This is a genomic window from Chlorogloeopsis fritschii PCC 6912 (assembly GCF_000317285.1).
GTDB classification, from domain to species: domain Bacteria; phylum Cyanobacteriota; class Cyanobacteriia; order Cyanobacteriales; family Nostocaceae; genus Chlorogloeopsis; species Chlorogloeopsis fritschii.
The window spans coordinates 19370-40953 of sequence record NZ_AJLN01000101.1 but is presented as its reverse complement, the minus strand read 5'-3'; the positions used below and the strand labels follow the sequence as shown (position 1 = coordinate 40953).

Sequence of the window (21584 nt, the reverse complement as noted above, 5' to 3'; positions counted from 1 at the left end):
TATATAAATTCAGGGAAAAAGGGAAATATGCAATGACAAGCCCAATTGTGAGGAGAATTAGTAATCAATCAAGTCCCAGTCGGTCAAATAATGAACCGGGAAAAAGTAAATCGTCGCGCTTTACTACTAGGCGCATTGCCGCTTGGGCAACGGAAATGACATTAGTAGTTGTCAGTGGGTTGGTACCTTTTAGTCTCGGTGCATATCTTAATTCTAGAAGCGATATCAACCGAGTCCCACTTAACCCTGTACTGATAATTACAGAAAGAGAAGTTGCCCGTCCCTTGGCTTTACCTGTCAGCTATGGTACACGCAATGTCGCATGGCCAACAAATTTTTTGTGGACAGTGGCGATCTTAGCACCCCTAGCAATTTCTGGTTGGCAGCTATATCTCCTTGCTAAGACAGGTAGCAGTACTGGTAAACGTCAGTTTGGTATTCGCGTTGTCAACGAGCAAGGAGATCCCCCTGGGATTGTGGCTGTTTTGGTGCGGGAAGGTATTGGTCGTTGGACTTTGCCTGTAAGCGCAGCCTATTTGATTTGGCGCTACAGTCCATTTTTCCCTTATTTAAGTGCTTTCATTGCTTTAGGTGGCTTATTTATCTTAGCAGAAGGAAGCGGTTTTTCGTGGCAAAAAGGACGCCGTGCTCTGCATGACACGATTGCAGGTACTTATACTATAGATGCTACTAAACCGTTTACACCTGAGCAACTGCAAGAGCAAAACCAAGAGCAGTCTGAGTGGCCAAAAGAAGACGATGAAGACGCGGCGATCGCATCAATTGTGATGACGCCAGAAACAACTCCACCAGAAACTGCAAATCAGTGGACACAGTTTCGACGCAACCCAAATATGAAACTTTTGGGAATGGCGTTTTTGAGCATGACTGGTGTATTGATAACTTTAGTCGGTACTCAAATCTACATCCAAACTCAACAAAATCGCCGGGTAACAGAACAGCGTAACAGCCAACAGTTTCTTGCGATCGTCAACCAATTAAATCCCAACTCCAGTGCAACAATTGAAGAGCGCCGTAGTGCCATTATGGCAATGGGAACTCTCAAAGATCCCCAGGCGATCCAATTTCTTGTAGATTTATTGGCTAAAGAAACCGAACCCACTATTGTAGAAACAATTCAACAAGCATTGGCAAATATTGGCCCTCAAGCCATCCCCGATTTAAAACGCATGAATCAGTCTCTGGCTGCGGATCTGGAGTCCACAAGCAGTAGCCCATCAACCGAACTGCAATTACGACAACGACGGCTACAAGCCAACCAAGAGACAATCAATAAAATTCTTGCACTATATAGTGGTAAAAATAACGATATCGATCTCAGCCGCGCGGTATTATCTCAAACCAGATCTGGAGATACCCCTTTATTCAACTTAGTACTAGACAAAATTGACTTATCGGGAATAAATTTTAAAGGTGCAGAGCTATCTAGTGGTAGTTTTAAAGGTAGCAGTTTCCGGGGAGTGGGTAAAGATGGACGCTGGGATACCTTTGATGATTGGATTGCAGACTTGAGCGGTGCTCAAATCAAAAAAGCCAATCTCAGTGAAGCGAATCTTAGCCGTGTCTTAATGGTGCGTACAGATTTGAGCCGCGCTACCCTCAACAAAGCTAATTTATCCAATGCGCGTTTGGTTGGTGCAAACTTAAGTAGCGCCCAGTTAGTAGGAGCAGATCTGCGCGGGGCAGTCTTAGAAAATGCCAGTTTAACTGGGGCTGATTTAGGCGAAGCAAAATTGAACGATGCCGATTTGTATGCTGCTCGCTTAGGGCGTGTGATTGCGATCGGTACACAATTATCCTTTGCTAACTTAAGCAAAACTGACTGGCAAGCAGCAGATTTATCTGGAGCAGATTTGGATCGTGCCAATCTCAGCCATGCCAATTTGAGTGCAACTCGCTTAACTAATGCTAATTTACGCTCTGCCAACCTAGAAGGTGCCAACTTCCGAAACGCCGATCTCAGTCTTGCAGATTTACGGGATGCAAATCTAACAGGTGCTGATTTTCAAGGCACAATTCTCTTTCCTAACAAGCAAGATCCCGCAGATCAATTTGTTCAAACTCCAACTATAGGCTCACAATCTGCTGTAGTTAAAGGAGTTGATTTTAGTCAAGTGAAAAACTTAGATACCAAGCAATTGGCTTACATTTGTACTCAAGGTGGTATTCATCCCCGCTGTCCCTAAGATTGAGACAAGAAATTGTGAGTTTTCTGGAACCAAGTCGCTTAAAAATAGTGGCTAGGGGCTAGAGGCTAGGGAAGTGGTTTTTCATCAATTCATCGTGTAATGAAATCACATGGGTGTCTAATTTTTTGAACCTTAAAAAATCTCTGATACCCCCTAATTCTCTGTTAGAAATCAAGGAACTAGGGGGTATCATAATTAGGAGGTATTTAGAGAAAAATATCATTCATTACTGATATCTTGCACGCCCATGCAACAGCCTGGCGGAGCCTCCAAACCCTGGTTACCAGGTTGAACCTGGTAACGAGAATTAGAGCCTCTGGCTCTTGTTGAGAATGATGCAAGATGTTCAGATTACTAACCCTTTGGTTTAACCAGTTACTTATGGGAAGTAAATGCGCAGAACAGATTCCCAAAACTAAACTGGTTCACTGCTAACTTTGAATCTAAAATCCCAATGGTGTGAGGAATCGGGAAATGAGGCGTCTTAAAAATTTAGTGTCAGTGCTTTTAGCTGGTTCAATTTTGAGTTTTACTCAATTTACCCTACCAGCCCATGCTCAAGCAGCCTACGGTAGCTATGTAGGTATAGGCCCAGCAGTCGGCTTTGCAGACGGTGCTAGAATCGGAGGAGTTGTTGCCTTTCGTTACAAACTTTTGGAGTCACCTATTTCTCTGCGCGGACAAGCTTTCCTTGCAGATAATGTAGCGCTTGTACCAACTGTTTCCTACGACTTCCCCTTGAATTGGCAAACTGATGGCTATTTGGGAGCCGGACTAATCTTTGCTGGTGGTGATACGCCGTCTCCTGTAGGTAATAAAATTAGTTTTGCCTTGCAACCAGGTATTGATTACGTTGTACCCAATAGCAACACTGTTCTTTTTGGCAACGCGATTATTGGCTTTGATGCTTTGCGTAACGGCGGTACAACATTCTCATTACAAGGTGGTGTAGGCTGGAGATTTTAACTGCTAATAACTAAAAACACAGATCCCGACTTTTGTAAGAAGTCGGGGATCTTTACATTTATACTTAATACTTGATGTAAATAAAAATGCGTTAATTTTATTTGAGATTCGGAGATTTGTAATTTGTTAATATAGAGCCATTGACCGTTAAATATAAAACTTTAATGTAGTAGCGTATTTTAAATTTTCCAATCAAAACATATAAATATAAAAGACAAGCCATGGTACAGGAAATTAGATCTAATGAACCGCAATACATCTGTGTTGTAAAGATTGAACGCATTACAAACAATCAAGATGAAGAAATTATGGCATTTGGTGTATCTGAGGATGATGCAAAAAATCAAGCCCAACATTTATTAGCTAAAAATTATGGATGCAATGAATCGCAAATTCTGGAATTAATTCAAGAGGCGAGAATTGAACCAATAGGCCAGTGGTGTGCTCCTCAAGAACATCAAGACTAGGGCATTTTTACTCCAGAAATTTCTACTTATTTTACACTCCGAAAAGTTGTTCTTATTATGTGGATCTAAATACATATTGGCTTATTCTCATTGCTACTAAATTGTGAAATCGCTCATGCGTCGAATGCTATTTTGGGTAGTTGCCCCTATGAGTGTCCTAACCGGATGCTCTGTTGAGCAGGTAGTTCAACCTGAATCTATTAGTTCTGAAGCTCCTCAAGCCGACTCTGACTTAGTGACAAGGGGAAATACCCTCTCGCCATTGGAACAACAAGTGATTGTCGAAATGAATAAGGCGAGGACAAATCCCGCAGGTTATGTGGTTGTACTAGAAAACTATAGAAAGCGCTTTGAAGGTAATCGAGTCAGAATTTCTCCAAATGTCTATTTACAAACTCAAGAAGGTGTCAAAGCTGTTGATGAAGCGATCGCTTTTCTTAAATCTGTTCATCCTGTATCAAGTTTAATTGCATCCAAAGGTATGTCTTTGGCAGCAAGAGATCATGTCAATGATCAAGGAAAAAAAGGCATAACCGGGCATTATGGTAGTGACGGTAGCGATCCCTTTACTCGCATTAACCGTTACGGTAGTTGGCAAAAAACTGCTGGTGAGAACATTAGCTATGGTTCACACACGGCACAGGATATCGTTATGCAGTTAATTATTGATGATGGCGTGAGCGATCGCGGTCATCGCAAAAATATGTTTAATCCTGCTTTTAAGACTACAGGGGTTGCTTTTGGTATTCACAGCACCTATAGGCAGATGTGCGTTATTACTTATGCAGGGGGATATACAGAAAAATCGGCTTAATATTTTATGACAAAATTAGAAAATATAGAACAAATAAACTAAATATGAGTACGGAAAGATTAGATCGCAAAATTCATGCCACCTCACCTGCTGTTAATCTCAATGTCCACATCCAAGGTACTGGCTTTCCCATTCTTTGCTTACATGGACATCCTGGTTCTGGTTCTAGTCTTTCTGTTTTTACCAATCATCTTTCCAAGCGCTTTCAAACTATTGCCCCTGACTTACGTGGCTACGGCAAAAGTCACTTTGATGGCAATTTTGATATGACTGACCATTTGATAGACTTGGAGGCGCTTCTAGACCGTTTGTCTGTTGATAAATGCTTGATATTGGGATGGTCGCTAGGTGGCATTTTAGCAATAGAATTGGCACTGCGACTACCAGAGCGCGTTAGCGGGCTAATTTTGGTAGCAACAGCTGCTAGACCGCGCGGTAATCATCCGGCTATTAGTTGGCAAGATAATATCTATACTGGAGTCGCCTCTGTTTTGAATTGGATCAAACCAAGTTGGGAGTGGAATATCGAGACTTTCGGCAAGCGATCGCTGTTTCGCTACCTGATCCAACAACATACTCCTACCACCTACAGCTACATAGCCAAAGATGCTGTGCCAGCTTATTTACAAACTTCATCGGCTGCAACTCGCGCTCTGTATACGGCAATTAAAGCAGGATACAATCGAGTCGCCGATCTCAATCAGATTCAGTGCCCCACTCTGGTACTTTTTGGCGATCGAGACTGCCATATTACAGCTGATTCCAGCTTAGAAACAGCTCTACACCTCAACAATTGCCATTGGCAATGTTATGCCAATACCGCCCATCTTTTCCCTTGGGAAATACCCACTCAAGTATTAAACGATATCGACCTTTGGCTGAGAGCGCATCCGCAAGTGATTAGTCATAGCTAATAGCTAATAACTAAGAAAGTATAATTTTAGTTATTAGCTATTAAAACTTAGCAATTAGCCTGTGACTTACATTTGACCGCTAAAGGCAGGCCTTACTTTACGGTCAACTCTTTCCCCCAAGTCTTCGGCAATAGTCAAATTATCCGGTTTACAGCGCTTGATGTTGACAATTATTCCTTGCGCTCCTTCTTGTTCCAAATCTTCTACATAGCCTTTCATGGCAGCTTTTGCATCTGCAGAACTTAAAAATGGGCCAAAGTAGTAGGTGCAGCGGGGATTTTGTGTGACAACCTCTACCCACCAAGCCAAGCCGAAGCCTTGGAATGCGTTAATCAACAATTCCTTAAAGTCATCCAAAATATTTTTCATGGTTTTCGCTGATTTATAGGGTTTTAAAGGTTTGCTGCTAATTTTCTTTTTACATTTCTTTATACTCTGTTACTCTTCTTTTTTCCAGGGAGTTCTCTGTAGTTTATCGAAATGCAGTGTATTTATCCATCTTTTGCGATAAATTTCATACAACGCCATGCCTGCTGCGACTGATGCATTCAGGCTAGGTGTTTTGCCCTGTAAGGGAATTGATACCAAAACATCGCAGTAGCGTTGTGTTAACATACTCAGACCTTCACCTTCTGAGCCAACTACCAAAACGATAGCACCACTAAAATCAACTGTATGTATTGGTTCGCTCACATTAGCAGCGGTACCGTAGATCCAAAAGCCTGCGGCTTTCAATTCTTCTAGAGCGCGGTGCAGATTCACTACTCTAGCAACAGGAAAGTTTTCTAACGCACCAGCTGCTACTTTCATGACTGTAGAAGTGATCCCCGTTGCTCGGCGTTGCGGGATCACTAATCCTTGAGCGCCGATCGCTTCGGCTGTGCGAATAATTGCCCCCAAATTATGGGGATCTGTGATTCCATCAGCAGCCACAATGACTGGATCGGTTACGGCTTTTGCCTGTTCAATCAATTCGTGTAAATCAATGTAGTCATAGGGAGCAATTTGTGCTGCTACACCTTGGTGATTGGCTTGCTCGGTAATTTGATCGAGGCGCTTGGGATCAACTTCGTCCACAATCGCGCCATTTTCCTTCGCTTGTAAAATCAGGGAGTGAAAACGGGAGTCATAGCGCAGGCGGGGAGTAATCCAAATCCGGTTGAGGCGGCGCTGACTTTCCAAGGCACTCAACACTGGATGGCGTCCGTAAATGAGATCGCTATCTTGTGTTTGCCTTCTAGTTGGTTCTCTATCTTGTGTTTGCCTTCTGGTTAGTTCTCTATCTTGTGTTTGCCTTTTGGTTGGTTCGCTATCTAGAGCTTGCTTTTTAATTGGCTCTTTAGCTGGTGTTTGCTTTTTAATCGGCTCTTCATGGTTACCTTTAAAGGTGCGAAGAGTTTTAGAAACGACTCGTTTGCCCTTTAATTTCAAGGTTTGCCCACGATTCGTTTCACCAGAAGTCTTAATTATTTTTTTTGTTTTATGCGCCATAAAAGTCTTGTGTTAAGCGTATGGGTGGGCATCCCTAACTCATCATCTCAATTTACCGAACTAAAATAAGGTATTTGTAACTACTTTTCTAAATGTAGTTTTTGTAATAGTTCAGTTAAACGTTGACAATCAGTGAGATATAGGTAGCCAATTAAAGTTTCTAAACTTGTTGCTTGTTGATAAGTTTCGGGATCAACTCGTTTTGGGCGTCCTGTGGCGGCATTTCGACCCCGTCGGACAATTTCTAATTCATTTTGTTGTAAATGCGGGATGAGCGATCGCAAATGTAGCGCCTGCTTTTCCGCTCTGACTTGTGCCACTACCAACCGATGATAAGCTTCGCTTTTTTGAGGTGGCAGCAAATAGTACATTCTAACATAGAATTCATAAATAGCATCTCCCAAATATGCCAAAGCTGCAGGAGAAAGCTGTTGCAGTTGTGCCTGGGGAATTTGTTGAGATATATGCTCTGTATTTGCCTTCAGTAATTGGCACCAAGATGAATCTGGTTTGGAAGGCTCATCTGGTTCGTATAATAACTTTTCCTCCTTTGCTTTCACAAGTTAATCATTCCTGGCAGTCTATAATTTGGAAGGCTTTATTTGCGGATTTGCTTTTGAGTGCAAACTGTAGCGCAGGTCTATCAAGCATGATCCAGGCTACAAAATGAACTTACTAATTTTAGCGTTTTCATCAAGAATTGGCATTTTGTCAACTGCGGGTTTCAAGAACATTTGGCAAGGAAATAGAAATTTCTGGACGCTGCTGCCTTGTGTTTTCCTACAAGAGCAGTTTTCCTTAGCATAGGACGAACTCTGGAGGTGTGAAACAGAGAGTTTTGATTTTTTATACTTTTTTTGGGATTGTTCTCCACAACTTTTTTTGAACTCTAAAGGCGATCCTCAATTCCCGCGGATAAAAATTAAGCTATCCGATATTTACATCTGGATAGCTAATTTCAACTCATCGGTCAAGCAATCAAGACTACTTGATGTTTTCTAGAGCCGCTTCAACTGATGGTTGCAGCGCGAGAAACTTCTCTAAGCGAACAAGCTTGACAGTTTGAGTGACACGGGCATTAGTGACAATTTGCAAAGTACCGTTGGAGTTCTGTGCTTGCTTGGCTAGCTGCACCAGAGCTCCCAAGCCGGAACTATCAACAAAGTCGATTTGCGAGAGATCCAGAATAATATGCTTTGGCCCCTCGTCAACCTTACTTCCGAGTACTTTGCGAAATGTCGGCTCGGAAAAAGCGTCTAACAAACCTGTGAGGCGGAATAGCTGACAGTTATCCCGGACTTCACGAGTACCTCTCAGGCTCACGGTTAGATTTAGTGGTTCAGCAATAATTCCCTCCTCATAGTTAAGGTGAACGCTCAAGTATAGATGTTTTTTGTGGAAGTTGTCTAGATTGGGTACAGGGGATGGGGGATTGGGGATCGGGTATTAAGCTTTCTTTATTCCTAGTCCCTAGTCCCTAGTCCCTAGTCCCTAGTCCTTTCTCCATTTTTACTTTACTTCAGCCGCTTGTGATTGACGTGCCGATCGCATTGCTTGGACAAACTCTTCAAACAAATAATCGGCATCGTGGGGGCCGGGAGATGCTTCTGGGTGGTACTGTACTGAGAATACAGGTAAGTTCTTGTGGCGTACACCGGCAACCGTGCGATCGTTCAAGTTCAGGTGGCTAATTTCCACAACTTGTTTGGGCAAAGAATCTGGATCAATTGCAAAACTGTGGTTTTGGCTGGTAATTTCCACTCTGCGCTGTAATCCGGCAGGCTGATTCAAGCCACGGTGTCCAAATTTAAGTTTAAACGTTTCTGCTCCCAGAGCGTGACCTAAAATCTGATGTCCCATACAAATACCAAACATCGGTTTTTGAGCCGACAGTAGAGCTTTGGTAGTTTCGATTCCTTCGGTCACAGCTGCTGGATCGCCGGGGCCATTAGAAAGAAAGATACCATCTGGATTATATTTGAGAATTTCCTCTGCTGGTGTATCGGCAGGAACAACTATCACCCGGCAGTTGTAACTTGCCAAGCGACGTAATATATTGCGCTTGATACCAAAGTCTAGAGCTACAACAGTTAATGTTTCCCCTGGATTAGCTGTGGCATCAGGGTTAAATTCCCAAACAGAGTCAGTAGGCTCTGACCATTCATAAACCTTTTGTGTAGTCACTTCACGGACAAGATTTAATCCACTCATGCTTGGAGCTGCTAGTACCCTTTCTAACAGTTCGGCTTCATCCATAATCTCTGTGGAAATTCCACCATTCATAGCACCAAAGTTGCGAATTTTACGCGTAATACCACGGGTATCAATGCCATAAATGCCGGGAATTTGGTGTTGTTTGAGGTAGTCAGGCAAAGATTGTGTAGAGCGCCAGTTACTTGGACGGATGCATATATTGCGGGCGATCGCTCCTCGTACTTGGGGTTGTTGTGATTCTTCATCCTCTTGATTAACGCCTGTGTTCCCCAATTCAGGATAAGTAAAAACCACTATTTGACCACAGTAACTAGGATCGGTCAACACTTCTTGATATCCGGTCATACCAGTGTTAAATACTACTTCTCCAATCACGGTGCCCGTAGCACCAAAAGACCAACCGCGATAACTGGTTCCATCAGCAAGGACAAATAGAGCAGGTGTTGCATCAAGCAGGGGCATAAGCAGTTCTTATTGTAAAGACAAGCAGCAATTCGTCAATTTTATTTTGTCAACGGACTTCAGAATAGGTAAAGCAAAACTTAAGGAATTATAATTCAGAGTTTGAAATACTGAATTTTGTCATAGTTATGCCGCGTCAATCTTAACCTAATTAAACTCAAAATTTTCATGGGTGTCCCCATGGTATATTAAGAATGCGTCAGAGACTGAAAACCCGCTTAAAGTTAAGCTTAAGATATATGAATGGCTAGAAAGTAAGAATGGTAAGAGTGTAGGGAAGTCTTCTGCTTGAAATGCTTAGAAATTTAAATACCGTAAAGTTGAGCATATAATACTGCTCAACCTTTGTTAGCGGACAAGGCAACCGAAGCTGTCTTTTCGACCTCTAATCCTACACCGCAGGGTAAACCCCTGGTTAAGCCCAGTGGGCAATGCATCACAAATTATTATGCTTCAGTCTTCTTTATCCCAAGCTGCGCTAATTTTTCTCTCTACTACAATGGTTGTTTTAGCTGTTGCCTGTCGCGAAGACAAACAAACTGTTGTAACGGCTTACAAGCAAGAGTCTAAACCGACGGCATCCAGTAGAGTTGAGCCTAACACCACAACATCGGCACCAACTGCAAGCCCAGAACCAATCAAAACATCTGCTGAAATGGCAGCCAGCATATTTGAATTGGGGCTAGACAAAGCTGCCAGTGCCCACAGTATTAGCCAATCTGCTCAATCAATAGAGGATTGGAATTTAGTAGCCAGTCAATATCAGGATGCGATCGCGCTCATGAAGCAAGTTGAGCGTGATAGTCCCTACTTCGCTAAGGCTCAAAGCAAAATTCTGGAATACCAACGCTTGTTCAGATCCGCTCAACAGCAAGCCTTTCCTGTTGCTTCACCAGCACCTAAAGTCAAACCACAAAAGTTAGTAGCTGCTGCTCCGAAAACATCTTTCACACCTAATATTCCCCAACTACCTCCACCAGGAGAAGAAGAACCACAGCCCTTTTCAACTTCTTTAGATACTTATACAAATAATCAACAACAAATATTTGTTACTCCTCATACTAAACGTAGTGAACCAGTAGTATTTGTTGCCCCAATCAAACGCCGAGTTGGAGGCACGCCAATTATTGAAGTTACCTTTAATGGCAATCAACAATTTGAGATGATTGTAGATACAGGTGCAAGTGGTACTGTCATCACCCAACCTATGGCTGCTGCCTTAGGAGTTGTGCCTGTGGGGCGAGCAAAGGCAAACACTGCCAGCGCCAAAGCTGTAGAATTTACAGTTGGCTACGTGGATTCAATCGAAGCAGGCGGGATAACAGTCAGAAAAGTTGGAGTAGCGATCGCTGGTTCCGAACTAGAAACTGGATTGCTAGGACACGACTTTTTTGGCGATTATGAAATCACAATTAAGCGTGATGTTGTAGAATTTCGTCCCCCATCCCACTCGCAGCAACTCAATCCTGCAGAAACCGAACTAACTGCTCCAACTTCACCCAAGCCGCGCCGCTTTGAAGAATATCCTTAGCTACTTGTATACCCTGAGCATGATCCAGCAACGGTATTGCACCACCCACTTGCAATGCCAAAGCAGCATTTAAAGCTACTACATCTTGTTGCTCAACAGTTCCTTTGCCTTGAAGCACTGCTTTGAGAATCTCCGCATTTTCCTGAACATCGCCACCCTTGAGTGCTGTTATGGGGGCAGGAGTTAAGCCCAATTCTTGAGGGTTTACTGAAGTTAGCTGGATCTCACCTGCCGATAATACAGCCAACTCAGTGAAATCACCTAAACCAGCTTCGTCTAATTTTTCTCGCCCGTGTAGAACAATTGCCTTCTGCGTACCCAGTTGTTGTAAGGCTTGAGCAATTGTTAACAACAATTTGGGATCGAAAACGCCAATTACTTGCCCAGTTGGATGTAAGGGATTTACCAAAGGCCCTAGTAAATTAAATACCGTGCGCACTTTGAGAGTTTTTCGCAAAGAGGCAACTGCTTTGAGCGCAGGATGCCAACCAGGGGCAAACAAAAAGGTGATCCCCACCTCAGAGAGCGCTGCTTCTACCTTCTGGCTAGAGGAACTCAAATTTACGCCCAAAAATTCCAACACATCTGCGCTACCGACGCGACTCGATGCTGAACGGTTGCCATGTTTAGCAACTGGTATACCATAGGCAGCAGCAACAAAGGCTACTGCGGTAGAAATATTAAAAGTTGAGGCTCCATCTCCCCCCGTGCCACAGGTATCGATGAGAGGGGTTGAAGAAGACACGGAGAGAAAATTCCCCGCGTCTTGTCCTCCAAGAGACTGAGATTGCAATACTTCCGCCATTCCCGCCAATTCTTCGGCACTCACACCTTTACAATGCAATGCGGCTAAAATTGCCCCCGATAATTCTGGAGCGATCGCTTCATTGAGCCATCCTTGCATCAATTCTGCTGCTTGAGTACGAGACAAGGATTGACCATCTAGTAATTGTTGTAACAGGATTGACCAGCTAAGTGAGGATTCTGGGGCAGAAATTGACGAATAATTCATAAATCTAAGATTGATACTCCCATTTTTGGTATGGGGATGCTTGGCAAAAGACGATGTGCGACTGCCTTTGTGTAATTGCGTCTTAAATCATTACACACTGTTTTAGGCTTCTGCTCAAGCTTTGTCTAGATGTTTTGCAAATTTTATTGCCTACTCATGTATCTACTGACATGGATAAAAGTAATAATTAACACGATTTTCTTGAAAATTTATTTAGCAATAGCTGTAGAAAATCGAAAAAATAAAAGAATTTGCAAATTGCCGTGATTTCACTATGGTGTTTTTAAAGCCAAATAAATTACAAGTTTTTACAAAGGCTAATTATCATGAGTTGTTGCAGCCAATCTTCTGCAACAGCAATAGCGGAGAATGAAGAACTACTTTAGTATGCTGACAGATACCGCTTCGATGTTGATTTGGATGGCAGGATGCGACACACTTTGTAACTACTTCAATTCTGTTTGGCTGGAATTTACTGGGCGATCGCACCTGCAAGAAGTAGGCAACGGTTGGCTAGAAGGAGTACATCCAGAAGATAGACAACAACTTTACGAGCTTTATTTAACTGCCTTAGAAAAGCGTCAAAATTTTCAAAGACAATATCGTCTGCGCCGTGCTGATGGAGAATACCGTTGGATTTTGGATACAGTAGTACCACAATTTACAGCAGATGGTAGCTTGATTGGTTATATTGGCTACGCTGTGGATATTACTGATGTCAAATTTCAACTCGCTACAGCATCGGAAAATGAAACTAGTTTTGAGCTGGAACTGGATACAGCCCAGATGGGAGTCTGGAATAGGAATCTTAGAACGCTAGAAATGACACACAACCAGGAAGAAGTTGTTGGTGATTTAGCTAAAACAGAAGATTGCGTAGAGCAAGGGGTAAAAAAAATAAACGAGGATAATGTGCAACTGCAAGATAAGTTTTTCCAACTGTCGTTGGATATGCTTTGTGTTGCTGGATTCGACGGCTACTTCAAACTACTCAATCCGGCTTGGGAACAAACCTTGGGATGGACAGAGGTAGAGCTAAAAGGCTCACCATTTATTGATTTTGTCCATCCAGACGATCGGGAAATAACTCTTGCCGAAGCTCAAAAACTTGCTCAAGGTATTGAAAACGTTTCTTTTGAAAATCGTTACCGCTGCAAAGATGGTTCCTATAAATGGCTGTTGTGGACATCGAAAACATTGTCTGAACAACAACTAATCTATGCCATAGCCCGTGATATTTCGGAGCGCAAACAGGCAGAAGAGTCGCTACAAGCAAGCTATAACCTTTTAAATTCGGTGATTAACAACGCTGCCGATATCATCCTTGTTAAGGATATTCAGGGGCACTATGTGATGGCTAATTCCGCTTTAGCCCGCTTTTTCCAAAAATCGATTGAGGAAATTATTGGCAAAGATGATAATGAGTTTTTTGAAGCAGAAACAGTGGCTCGAATCAGGGAAATAGATTTGAGAGTAATCGCTACAGGAGTTGCCGAAACGTTCGAGGAATTAGTACCCCAAAATGGAATAAATTACACTTACCTGACAACTAAAAATCCTTGGCGTGATACCCAAGGTAATATTATTGGTTTAATTGCCATCACTCGTGACATTAGCGATCGCAAACGCAGCGAAGAATCCCTACAAGCTCTCGTGGCGGGAACAGCCTCAGTCACGGGCGAAGAATTTTTCCCTGCTTTAGTACGTCATTTAGCCAATGCTTTGGGAGTCGGCTATGCCTTAGTTGCCGAAAAATTAGATCAAAATCCAGACAAGGTAGTATCTTTAGCGTTCTGGGAAATAGATAAACTAGGAGAAAACTTTGAGTATGAGTTAGCCAATACTCCTTGCGAACTTGTTTACGAAGACGGAGTACGTTGCTTTGCCCATAATTTACAGCAACTGTTTCCTCAAAGCCAAGATGTAGTGGCTATGAAGCTAGAAAGTTACTTAGGAATGCCGATTTCAGATACATCTGGCAATGTCATTGGTCACTTGTGTGTATTTGATACAAAACCGATATTACAACAAGAATATGCTCAAGCAATTTTAAAAATCTTTGCTGCACGAGCAACAGCAGAACTACAGCGCCAGCGTATGGAATTTGCGCTGCGACAATCGGAGAGAAAGTTTAGAGAACTAGCCTCCAAAGAATCACTACTCAACTGTCTTGCCAGCCAAATTCGTGCTTCGTTGGATATTAATACTATTCTGGAAACCGTTGTCACAGAAATACGCAACTTATTGCTAGTCGATTTATGCGTTTTCACTTGGTATCGTTCTGAAGCACAACCTCCCCACTGGGAGACTGTTCAAGAAGCCAGGAACCCTGCTGTACCAAGTTTACTGGGTTTACGATCAAATACTGAAGAAATAGGGCCGATCGCTCACAAGATTTTCTATAAAGAAATCATCAGGCTAGATGACGTTCAAAATACACCCGATCCCAAATCGCAACAGGTTTTCCTCAGTTTGGGATTAACAGCCATACTAGTACTGCCAATTCATACTCAATCTGGTGAGATAGGTGCTTTATCTTGCAATCACTTTAGTGGCTCCCGACATTGGATGGATAGTGAGGTAGAGTTGCTATTGGCGGTTGCGGATCAAGTTGCTATAGCTATCGATCAAGCGGAACTTTATAAACAAAGTAATATCGCCGCTCAAACTGCTCAAGAGAAAGCGCAGCAGCTAGAAGAGACTTTAAGTGAACTGCAAGCAACCCAAACGCAACTGATTCAAACTGAAAAAATGTCGAGTTTAGGACAGCTGGTTGCTGGTATTGCTCACGAAATTAACAACCCAGTTAACTTTATCCACGGAAATATCAATCACGCAAGTGAATATACACAAGATTTACTGCATCTAGTGGAACTTTACCAGCAGCGCTATCCCAATCCAGCAGCAGAAATTCAAGAGGAAATTGAGGCGATCGATTTAGAGTTTCTCAGTCAAGATTTGCCCAAAATTCTTACTTCGATGAAAATTGGCACCGATCGCATTCGCCAAATTGTTCTGTCTTTACGCAACTTCTCTCGTTTGGATGAAGCCGATATGAAAGAGGTTGATATTCACGAAGGAATTAATAATACTTTATTGCTACTACAAAATCGTCTCAAAGCTAGACCAGAACATCCAGAAATTCAGGTAATTAAAGAATATGGTAATCTCCCACCTGTAGAGTGCTACGTTGGGCAACTCAATCAGGTATTTATGAATTTATTAGCTAATGCGATCGATGCTTTAGAAGAGGGATTAGAGACTAGAGACTGGGGACTAGGAAGAACTTTTCCCGATACCCAATCACCAGTACCCAATCCCCAATCCCCGCCTCCACAAATTCGCATTCGCACTGAACTTCAAGGAAATCTTGTCTTGATCAACATAGCTGATAATGGCCCTGGAATGAAAGAAGAAGTACGACAAAAGTTATTCGATCCCTTCTTCACTACAAAACCCGTAGGTAAAGGTACGGGGATGGGACTATCAATTAGTTACAAAATTATCGTTGAAAAACATCAAGGTCAACTTCGGTGTATTTCAGCACCAGGTAAAGGAGCAGAGTTTGCGATCGCTATTCCCCAACGACAGCCTCAATCCTAATTATTAGACTGAACTATACAGAATTACTGCAAAATATCATTACAAAACTGTGGTAAATGTCATCTATTGTAATGATAGATATACTTTTGATGTATTCTTTCTTAAGACTACGACAAAATATGAAAATTTCGTACTTTCCTTTAGATTTTGCAACAAAATTGCAATCTCTGATAACATCGATTAGAAAACATTAACTTGGTCATTTATACAGAAATCCAGGTATTAATTATTTTTTATTCTTTTGGATAAAAGAACAAAATCTCGGACAAACTTAAGTAAATTTAACCAAATCTTAGTCAAAAATTATCTAATTAGCTGTTAATCTATTAATAATTCACTTTTTGCTGCAACATTTGAACCCTCCAAAACCTATTTTTTGCAAGTTTTGGAGGGATTCTTTATCTAAAGATGAAAGTGTACAGATTCCTATAGACGCTTCCCTGGGTGAGATGAAGTAAGAAGCCTTTATACTTCATACTTAACTTTGTTAAGCTAACTAGCGCCTATGGATTGTGATGCAAGAGTGTTTCCAAAGAAAAGCTGCTCTGTTATAGATACTGCCAAGCCATACTTGCTCAACCAAGTTGCAGTTCAAGCCAACGAGATCGACACTAACCCAAATATTTTAATGGGTGCGTTGCGCGGTCTAGGAGAATTGGGTTTACTAGCATTGCGCGTTCCACGTCATTGGGGTGGAAAAGAAGTTAGCGAAGCAACTTTTGGTGAATTTCAAGAACTGATAGCGCGGTATTCTGGTGCATTAGCTTTCCTGCAAACTCAACATCAAAGCGCTGCTAGTATGCTTGTTGCCAGCAGTAATTCCCCTGTTCGGGAAACATATTTACCTCGGATGGGGAATGGTGAAGTTTTAGTAGGGGTTGGCTTTTCTCAACTGCGACGTGAAGGTGAACCGCTAACTATGGCGGTACCAGTACCAGGAGGATATCAACTAGACGGAATAGTACCTTGGGTAACTGGATGGGGTATATTTCAAGATTTTATTGTCGCAGCCACATTACCTGATGGTTGTGCTGTTTTTGGAGTTGTACCTTTTCACGAAACCGAACAAAAATCGGGAGGTAGAATAACATTTACTTCCCCAGCCCAACTAGCGGCAATGACATCAACTAATACTGTCACTGCCACCTTAACTCGCTACTTCTTGCCTCAAGAACTTGTCATTGATATTAAAACAGTCGGTTGGATTCACGAAAATGACAAAAACAATGTTCTCCGCGCTACCTTTCTAGCTACAGGTTGCGCTCTCGCAGCTCTGGATATTATCGAGTCTACCGCACAGACTAAATCCTTACCCGCGATCGCTAAGTCTTTTGTATCTCTTCAGCAAGAACTAAGTGACTGTCGCAACGCTATTCATCAAGCACAACAACATCCTGGTTTAGAACTAGAAAAAAAATTACAACTGCGAGCTTGGGCAATTGATTTGGCAACACGCATAGCTCATGCAGCTGTTACTGTTTCCAGTGGTGCTGCTAATTATTTACATCACCCAGCACAACGAGTATATCGTGAGGCGTTGGTGTTTACTGTTACAGGACAAACTAGTGCTGTAATGGAAGCGACATTGGAGAGGTTAACGCGTAGGTGGGGAGAGGAAGAGGAGGTGGGGACAAGGAGACAAGGAGACAAGGGGAATGGAGAGGAGGCGGGGAATTTTCTGGCTGCGTACAAAAGTATTACTTACTCACAAATCATTCACCTCAGCCACGTCATTGACTCTGATATACCTCAGTGGCAGGGCGATCCGAATGTAGAGTTTGAGACTGTAGCAGAATTAGAAAAAGATGGTTATTACCTTCGGCGTTTTTCCTTAGGGGAACATAGTGCTACCCATATCAACGCTCCTAAAAGTTTTCACAAGTTTGGTTTAGGCATTGATCGATACCCTGCCAAATCCCTTGTTGTACCTGCGGTGGTAATTAATATTAAACAACAAGTAACAGTCAATCCAGATTATACGCTGGCGATCGCAGATATTTTGGCTTGGGAGAAGCAACACGGGGAAATTCCACCTGATAGCGTTGTCTTACTATATACAGGTTGGCAAGAAAAATGGAGCGATCGCACTGCCTTTATGAACCAAGATGCTCAAGGAAATATGCATTTTCCTGGTTTTGGTAAGGATGTAATTCAGTTTCTACTCAATGAACGTCAAATAGCTGGAGTTGGAATTGATACTCACGGCGTAGATCCTGGGCAAGATACCACTTTTGCCATCAATAGTTTGGTATTGGAGAAACCGCGTATTGTCCTAGAAAACCTCACTAATTTGGATCAACTACCACCGAAAGGAGCTACCCTCGTAATTGGGATTTTAAGGTTACGAGATGGTTCTGGTTCTCCCGTTGGGGTAATAGCCTTAAGCTAGTCACAATTAAATTTGCTAATTTAGGCTGTAGGTTTTTGGAGAGCAAACCTAGACATTGTTTAAGTTGACGGTAACCTAGAAAACCAGCCACAATTGCTACAATTTAGTACAAAAGTTCCAGCCTATCAGTCGGAGTGCTGAATATTATGACTACTCCGCTCATTTGCAATAATTACATTAACGGTGAATGGGAAGGTGCTGCATCGGCAGCTACCCTAGAAAGCCGCAATCCTGCTAACAAGCATGAAGTTGTTGCTACTTTCCCACGTTCAACAGCAACTGATGTAGATGCAGCAGTCAGCGCTGCCCGCCAAGCTTATCGTAGTTGGCGACTTGTCCCCGCCCCAGCTAGAGCAGAATACGTTTTTAGAGTTGGGGAATTACTAAGCAAATATAAAGAAGAACTAGCACAATTAATTAGTCGGGAAATGGGTAAGCCCCTCGTGGAAGCGCGGGGAGATGTGCAAGAAGGTATTGATTGCGCTTTTTATAGTGCGGGTGAGGGGCGGCGGTTGTTTGGGCAAACTGTACCCTCGGAAATGCCCAATAAATTCGCCATGACGGTACGGATGCCCATCGGTGTTTGCGCCCTGATCACTCCTTGGAATTTCCCGATCGCGATCCCATGTTGGAAAGCGATGCCAGCTTTAGTGTGCGGCAACACCGTCATTCTCAAACCAGCGGAAGATACTTCTGCTTGTGCCACTAAACTGATCGAAATTTTTGCAGAAGCAGGTTTGCCACCGGGAGTTGTTAACTTGGTGCATGGAGTAGGTGAAGAAGTAGGAAAAGCTTTAGTTGAACATCCCAATGTGGATTTGGTATCGTTTACAGGTTCCTCTGAAACTGGTGCGGAAGTTGGCGCTACCTGCGGGCGCACTCACAAGCGTGTGTGTTTGGAAATGGGTGGAAAAAATGCCCAAATAGTCATGGAAGACGCAGACTTGCAACTTGCCCTTGATGGTGCAGTTTGGGGAGCATTCGGTACTGCCGGGCAACGATGCACCGCTACAAGTCGCTTGATTCTGCACCGGGATGTCAAGGAAAAATTTACCACCATGCTCAAAGAACGTGCCAGTAAGATTCGCTTGGGCGCTGGCAGCGATCCTAATACCGAAGTTGGGCCGATAATTAATGAAAGGCAACTGCAACGGGTAAATAAATATCTAGATATTGCTCGTGAGGAAGGAGCAACAGTATTAATTGGTGGAGAAATTGCTCGCGAGGGAGAATTACAACACGGTTACTTCTTTGAGCCGACTATTCTCGACAATGTCACACCCCAGATGCGAGTTGCCCGTGAAGAAATATTTGGCCCAGTGGTAGCTTTGATAGAGATTAGTAATTTTGAGGAAGCTATAAATATCTTGAATGATTCAAACTATGGTCTTTCTTCTTCAATTTACACCCGCGATATCAACCGTGCTTTTGCTGCCATGCGCGATATTGAAGCCGGAATTACTTATATAAATGGCCCTACTATTGGAGCAGAAGTACATTTACCCTTTGGCGGGGTGAAGCATACTGGCAACGGACATCGCGAAGCAGGCACCACCGCTTTAGATATTTTTACGGAATGGAAAACAGTATACGTAGACTTTTCCGGCAACCTACAACGTGCTCAAATTGACAATCGGGAATAGTTAGACAAAACAACACAGATCCCCGACTTTTCTAAAAAGTCGGGGATCTTACAGAGCGCATTTTAAGTTTTATATTTAGGACTTACGCAAAATTTCTCTCAAAACCTCTTTCCTCCGTGTCACGGACACTTGCTACAACGGAGGGAACCCTCCGAAGTTCTGAGCCTCCTTCGGAGGAGCTTGCGCTAACGGCGGAAGCCGCCGCACCCTTGCGGGAAGCCCTCCGGGTTCGCCAGTTCCTTTATGCCGGGGAACCCGTCCACCGGACTGGCTCACCGCTCCGCGTCTACAGACTTCTCTCCGCAACGCAGTGTTCTCCCCTGCGCCCTCTGTGGTTTATTATTCCATAACTCGTGCATAAGTTCTTTTGCAAGCTACCCATTACTATAATCACGAGTCAAAATAGAATCAAATACTACTGCAAGCGCTTGGAAATCAGCGTTAATTTTGAGTAGCAATTATTTCAAAATTCTAAAAAACAATGTTAAGTATCTCTCTAAATAAAAATTTACCACGATCGCCTCGTTTGGTAACTTCTTTACCTGGCCCCCGTGCAAGGGATATTGTGGAACGCGATCGCGCTGTAACTTCTCCTTCCTATACCCGTGACTACCCTTTGGTTGTGGCTCGCGGTGAAGGTTGTATGGTAGAAGATGTGGATGGCAACGTCTTTTTAGATATGACTGCGGGAATTGCCGTCACTGCCACAGGGCACGCTCACCCGGAAGTTGTGCAAGCTATTCAAGAGCAATCTGTGAAGCTGTTGCATATGTCGGGTACTGATTTTTACTACGAGCCGATGGTGGAATTGGCAGAAAATTTAGCTAATCGCGCTCCTTTCCCCGATAATGCGAGAGTATTTTTTACCAATTCCGGTGCGGAATCTAATGAAGGTGCAATTAAACTAGCAAGATACTACACCGGACGTTCTCTGATTGTTGCCTTTTTAGGAGGATTCCACGGACGCACCTATGGGGCAATGTCTTTAACTGGTTCTAAAGCAGTACAGAGAGCAGGATTTGGCCCTCTTGTTCCAGGTGTAACGCATATTCCCTACGGTACTCACGCTAGCTTAGATTATCTAGAAAAATATCTATTTCCGGCAATGTTACCACCCCATGAAGTGGCGGCGATTGTTGTTGAACCAATTCAAGGTGAAGGCGGCTACATTGTGCCAGAGGATGGATTTTTACAACGCATTCGCCAAATATGCGATCGCTATGGCATTCTCATGGTAGTTGATGAAGTGCAATCGGGAATGGGACGCACCGGACGCTTATTTGCGATTGAGCATTGGGGTGTGATGCCTGATATTATTACTACAGCCAAGGGTATTGCCAGTGGATTACCTTTAGGGGCAATTCTTTCTCGCTCAGAAATTATGACTTGGCCTCCAGGTTCCCATGCTACTACCTTCGGTGGTAATCCCGTTGCCTGTGCTGCTGCTCTTACTACCCTACAACTTCTAGAAACAGGCTTGATGGCAAATGCCTCCCACATGGGAGAACTCTTGCAAGCTGGCTTGACTCAGTTGCATGAGTCGTTTCCCAGAATTTCGCTGCCACGCGGTAAAGGTTTGATGGTAGCAGTAGATTTACTAGATAAGGAAGGAAATTTCGATCCCAAATTGCGCGATCGCATTATCCAAGCAGCTTTTTTACACGGTTTATTGTTGTTAGGTTGCGGCAAGGCTGCGATCCGCTTCTGCCCTCCTTTGGTTATCGATAGTGACCAAATTCAGATAGCTCTAAGTATTTTCAAGGAGATATTAAGTAGTTTAGAGTGAGAATTTATAACTTGACTAGTCATCCTAAAGTTGGAGCAAGCCGACACCCTTAAGGATGGGCTACACGGACAAAACCAGCCTA

At 43.0% G+C, this 21584-nt stretch carries 16 protein-coding genes; 10 read left to right on the top strand and 6 right to left on the bottom strand.

The window, feature by feature from the left end; genetic code table 11:
• The first annotated feature begins 32 nt into the window (after positions 1–32).
• The 5 genes from UYC_RS0121095 (at position 33) to UYC_RS0121075 (ending at position 5371) form a co-directional block, all read left to right on the top strand.
• Positions 33–2207, top strand: a complete 2175-nt coding sequence (locus UYC_RS0121095) for a pentapeptide repeat-containing protein (RefSeq protein ID WP_016875323.1) — start codon at positions 33–35, stop codon at positions 2205–2207.
• Positions 2208–2684: 477 nt separating this feature from the next.
• Positions 2685–3176 (top strand): hypothetical protein, encoded by a 492-nt coding sequence (locus tag UYC_RS0121090; protein ID WP_016875324.1) that lies wholly within the window; start codon positions 2685–2687, stop codon positions 3174–3176.
• Between the two features lie 221 nt (positions 3177–3397).
• Complete coding sequence (locus UYC_RS0121085) at positions 3398–3643, top strand: hypothetical protein (protein ID WP_016875325.1); 246 nt, start codon at positions 3398–3400, stop codon at positions 3641–3643.
• A 115-nt stretch (positions 3644–3758) separates the two neighbouring features.
• Positions 3759–4457, top strand: a complete 699-nt coding sequence (locus UYC_RS0121080; protein WP_016875326.1) for a CAP domain-containing protein — start codon at positions 3759–3761, stop codon at positions 4455–4457.
• 44 nt (positions 4458–4501) lie between these two features.
• Positions 4502–5371, top strand: a complete 870-nt coding sequence (locus tag UYC_RS0121075; protein WP_016875327.1) for an alpha/beta fold hydrolase — start codon at positions 4502–4504, stop codon at positions 5369–5371.
• A gap of 66 nt (positions 5372–5437) precedes the next feature.
• Here the strand turns inward: UYC_RS0121075 and UYC_RS0121070 are convergent, their stop codons facing one another.
• The 5 genes from UYC_RS0121070 to carA form a co-directional block, all read right to left on the bottom strand.
• Positions 5438–5740 carry a DUF1816 domain-containing protein gene (locus UYC_RS0121070; protein WP_016875328.1) on the bottom strand — a complete coding sequence of 101 codons (303 nt, stop codon included), beginning with the start codon at positions 5738–5740 and terminating at the stop codon, positions 5438–5440.
• Between the two features lie 69 nt (positions 5741–5809).
• On the bottom strand, positions 5810–6862 hold the full coding sequence (rlmB, locus tag UYC_RS0121065; protein WP_016875329.1) for a 23S rRNA (guanosine(2251)-2'-O)-methyltransferase RlmB: 1053 nt from the start codon (positions 6860–6862) through the stop codon (positions 5810–5812).
• Positions 6863–6942: 80 nt separating this feature from the next.
• Positions 6943–7422 carry a Mini-ribonuclease 3 gene (locus UYC_RS0121060; RefSeq protein ID WP_016875330.1) on the bottom strand — a complete coding sequence of 160 codons (480 nt, stop codon included), beginning with the start codon at positions 7420–7422 and terminating at the stop codon, positions 6943–6945.
• A 424-nt stretch (positions 7423–7846) separates the two neighbouring features.
• Positions 7847–8242 (bottom strand): STAS domain-containing protein, encoded by a 396-nt coding sequence (locus UYC_RS0121055; protein ID WP_026087499.1) that lies wholly within the window; start codon positions 8240–8242, stop codon positions 7847–7849.
• A 129-nt stretch (positions 8243–8371) separates the two neighbouring features.
• Positions 8372–9538 carry a glutamine-hydrolyzing carbamoyl-phosphate synthase small subunit gene (gene carA, locus UYC_RS0121050; RefSeq protein WP_016875332.1) on the bottom strand — a complete coding sequence of 389 codons (1167 nt, stop codon included), beginning with the start codon at positions 9536–9538 and terminating at the stop codon, positions 8372–8374.
• A gap of 448 nt (positions 9539–9986) precedes the next feature.
• Between carA and UYC_RS0121045 the strand changes: the two genes are divergently transcribed.
• Positions 9987–11069 (top strand): retropepsin-like aspartic protease family protein, encoded by a 1083-nt coding sequence (locus UYC_RS0121045; RefSeq protein WP_026087500.1) that lies wholly within the window; start codon positions 9987–9989, stop codon positions 11067–11069.
• Here the strand turns inward: UYC_RS0121045 and trpD are convergent.
• Positions 10999–12081, bottom strand: a complete 1083-nt coding sequence (gene trpD / locus UYC_RS0121040; RefSeq protein ID WP_016875334.1) for an anthranilate phosphoribosyltransferase — start codon at positions 12079–12081, stop codon at positions 10999–11001. The two genes, UYC_RS0121045 and trpD, sit on opposite strands and share 71 nt — an antisense overlap.
• 369 nt (positions 12082–12450) lie before the next feature.
• On the opposite strand from trpD, the gene UYC_RS0121035 reads away from it, so the two are divergent.
• The 4 genes from UYC_RS0121035 to UYC_RS0121020 all read left to right on the top strand — a co-directional run bounded on the left by UYC_RS0121035 (position 12451) and on the right by UYC_RS0121020 (position 21502).
• The gene (locus UYC_RS0121035) at positions 12451–15684 is read left to right on the top strand and encodes a PAS domain S-box protein (protein ID WP_016879648.1); all 3234 of its coding nucleotides are present in this window, start codon (positions 12451–12453) and stop codon (positions 15682–15684) included.
• Positions 15685–16189: 505 nt separating this feature from the next.
• The gene (locus UYC_RS0121030) at positions 16190–18073 is read left to right on the top strand and encodes a cyclase family protein (RefSeq protein WP_016875336.1); all 1884 of its coding nucleotides are present in this window, start codon (positions 16190–16192) and stop codon (positions 18071–18073) included.
• A 146-nt stretch (positions 18074–18219) separates the two neighbouring features.
• On the top strand, positions 18220–19716 hold the full coding sequence (locus UYC_RS0121025) for an aldehyde dehydrogenase family protein (RefSeq protein WP_016875337.1): 1497 nt from the start codon (positions 18220–18222) through the stop codon (positions 19714–19716).
• A gap of 481 nt (positions 19717–20197) precedes the next feature.
• Positions 20198–21502, top strand: a complete 1305-nt coding sequence (locus UYC_RS0121020; RefSeq protein WP_016875338.1) for an acetyl ornithine aminotransferase family protein — start codon at positions 20198–20200, stop codon at positions 21500–21502.
• Positions 21503–21584 lie beyond the last annotated feature (82 nt).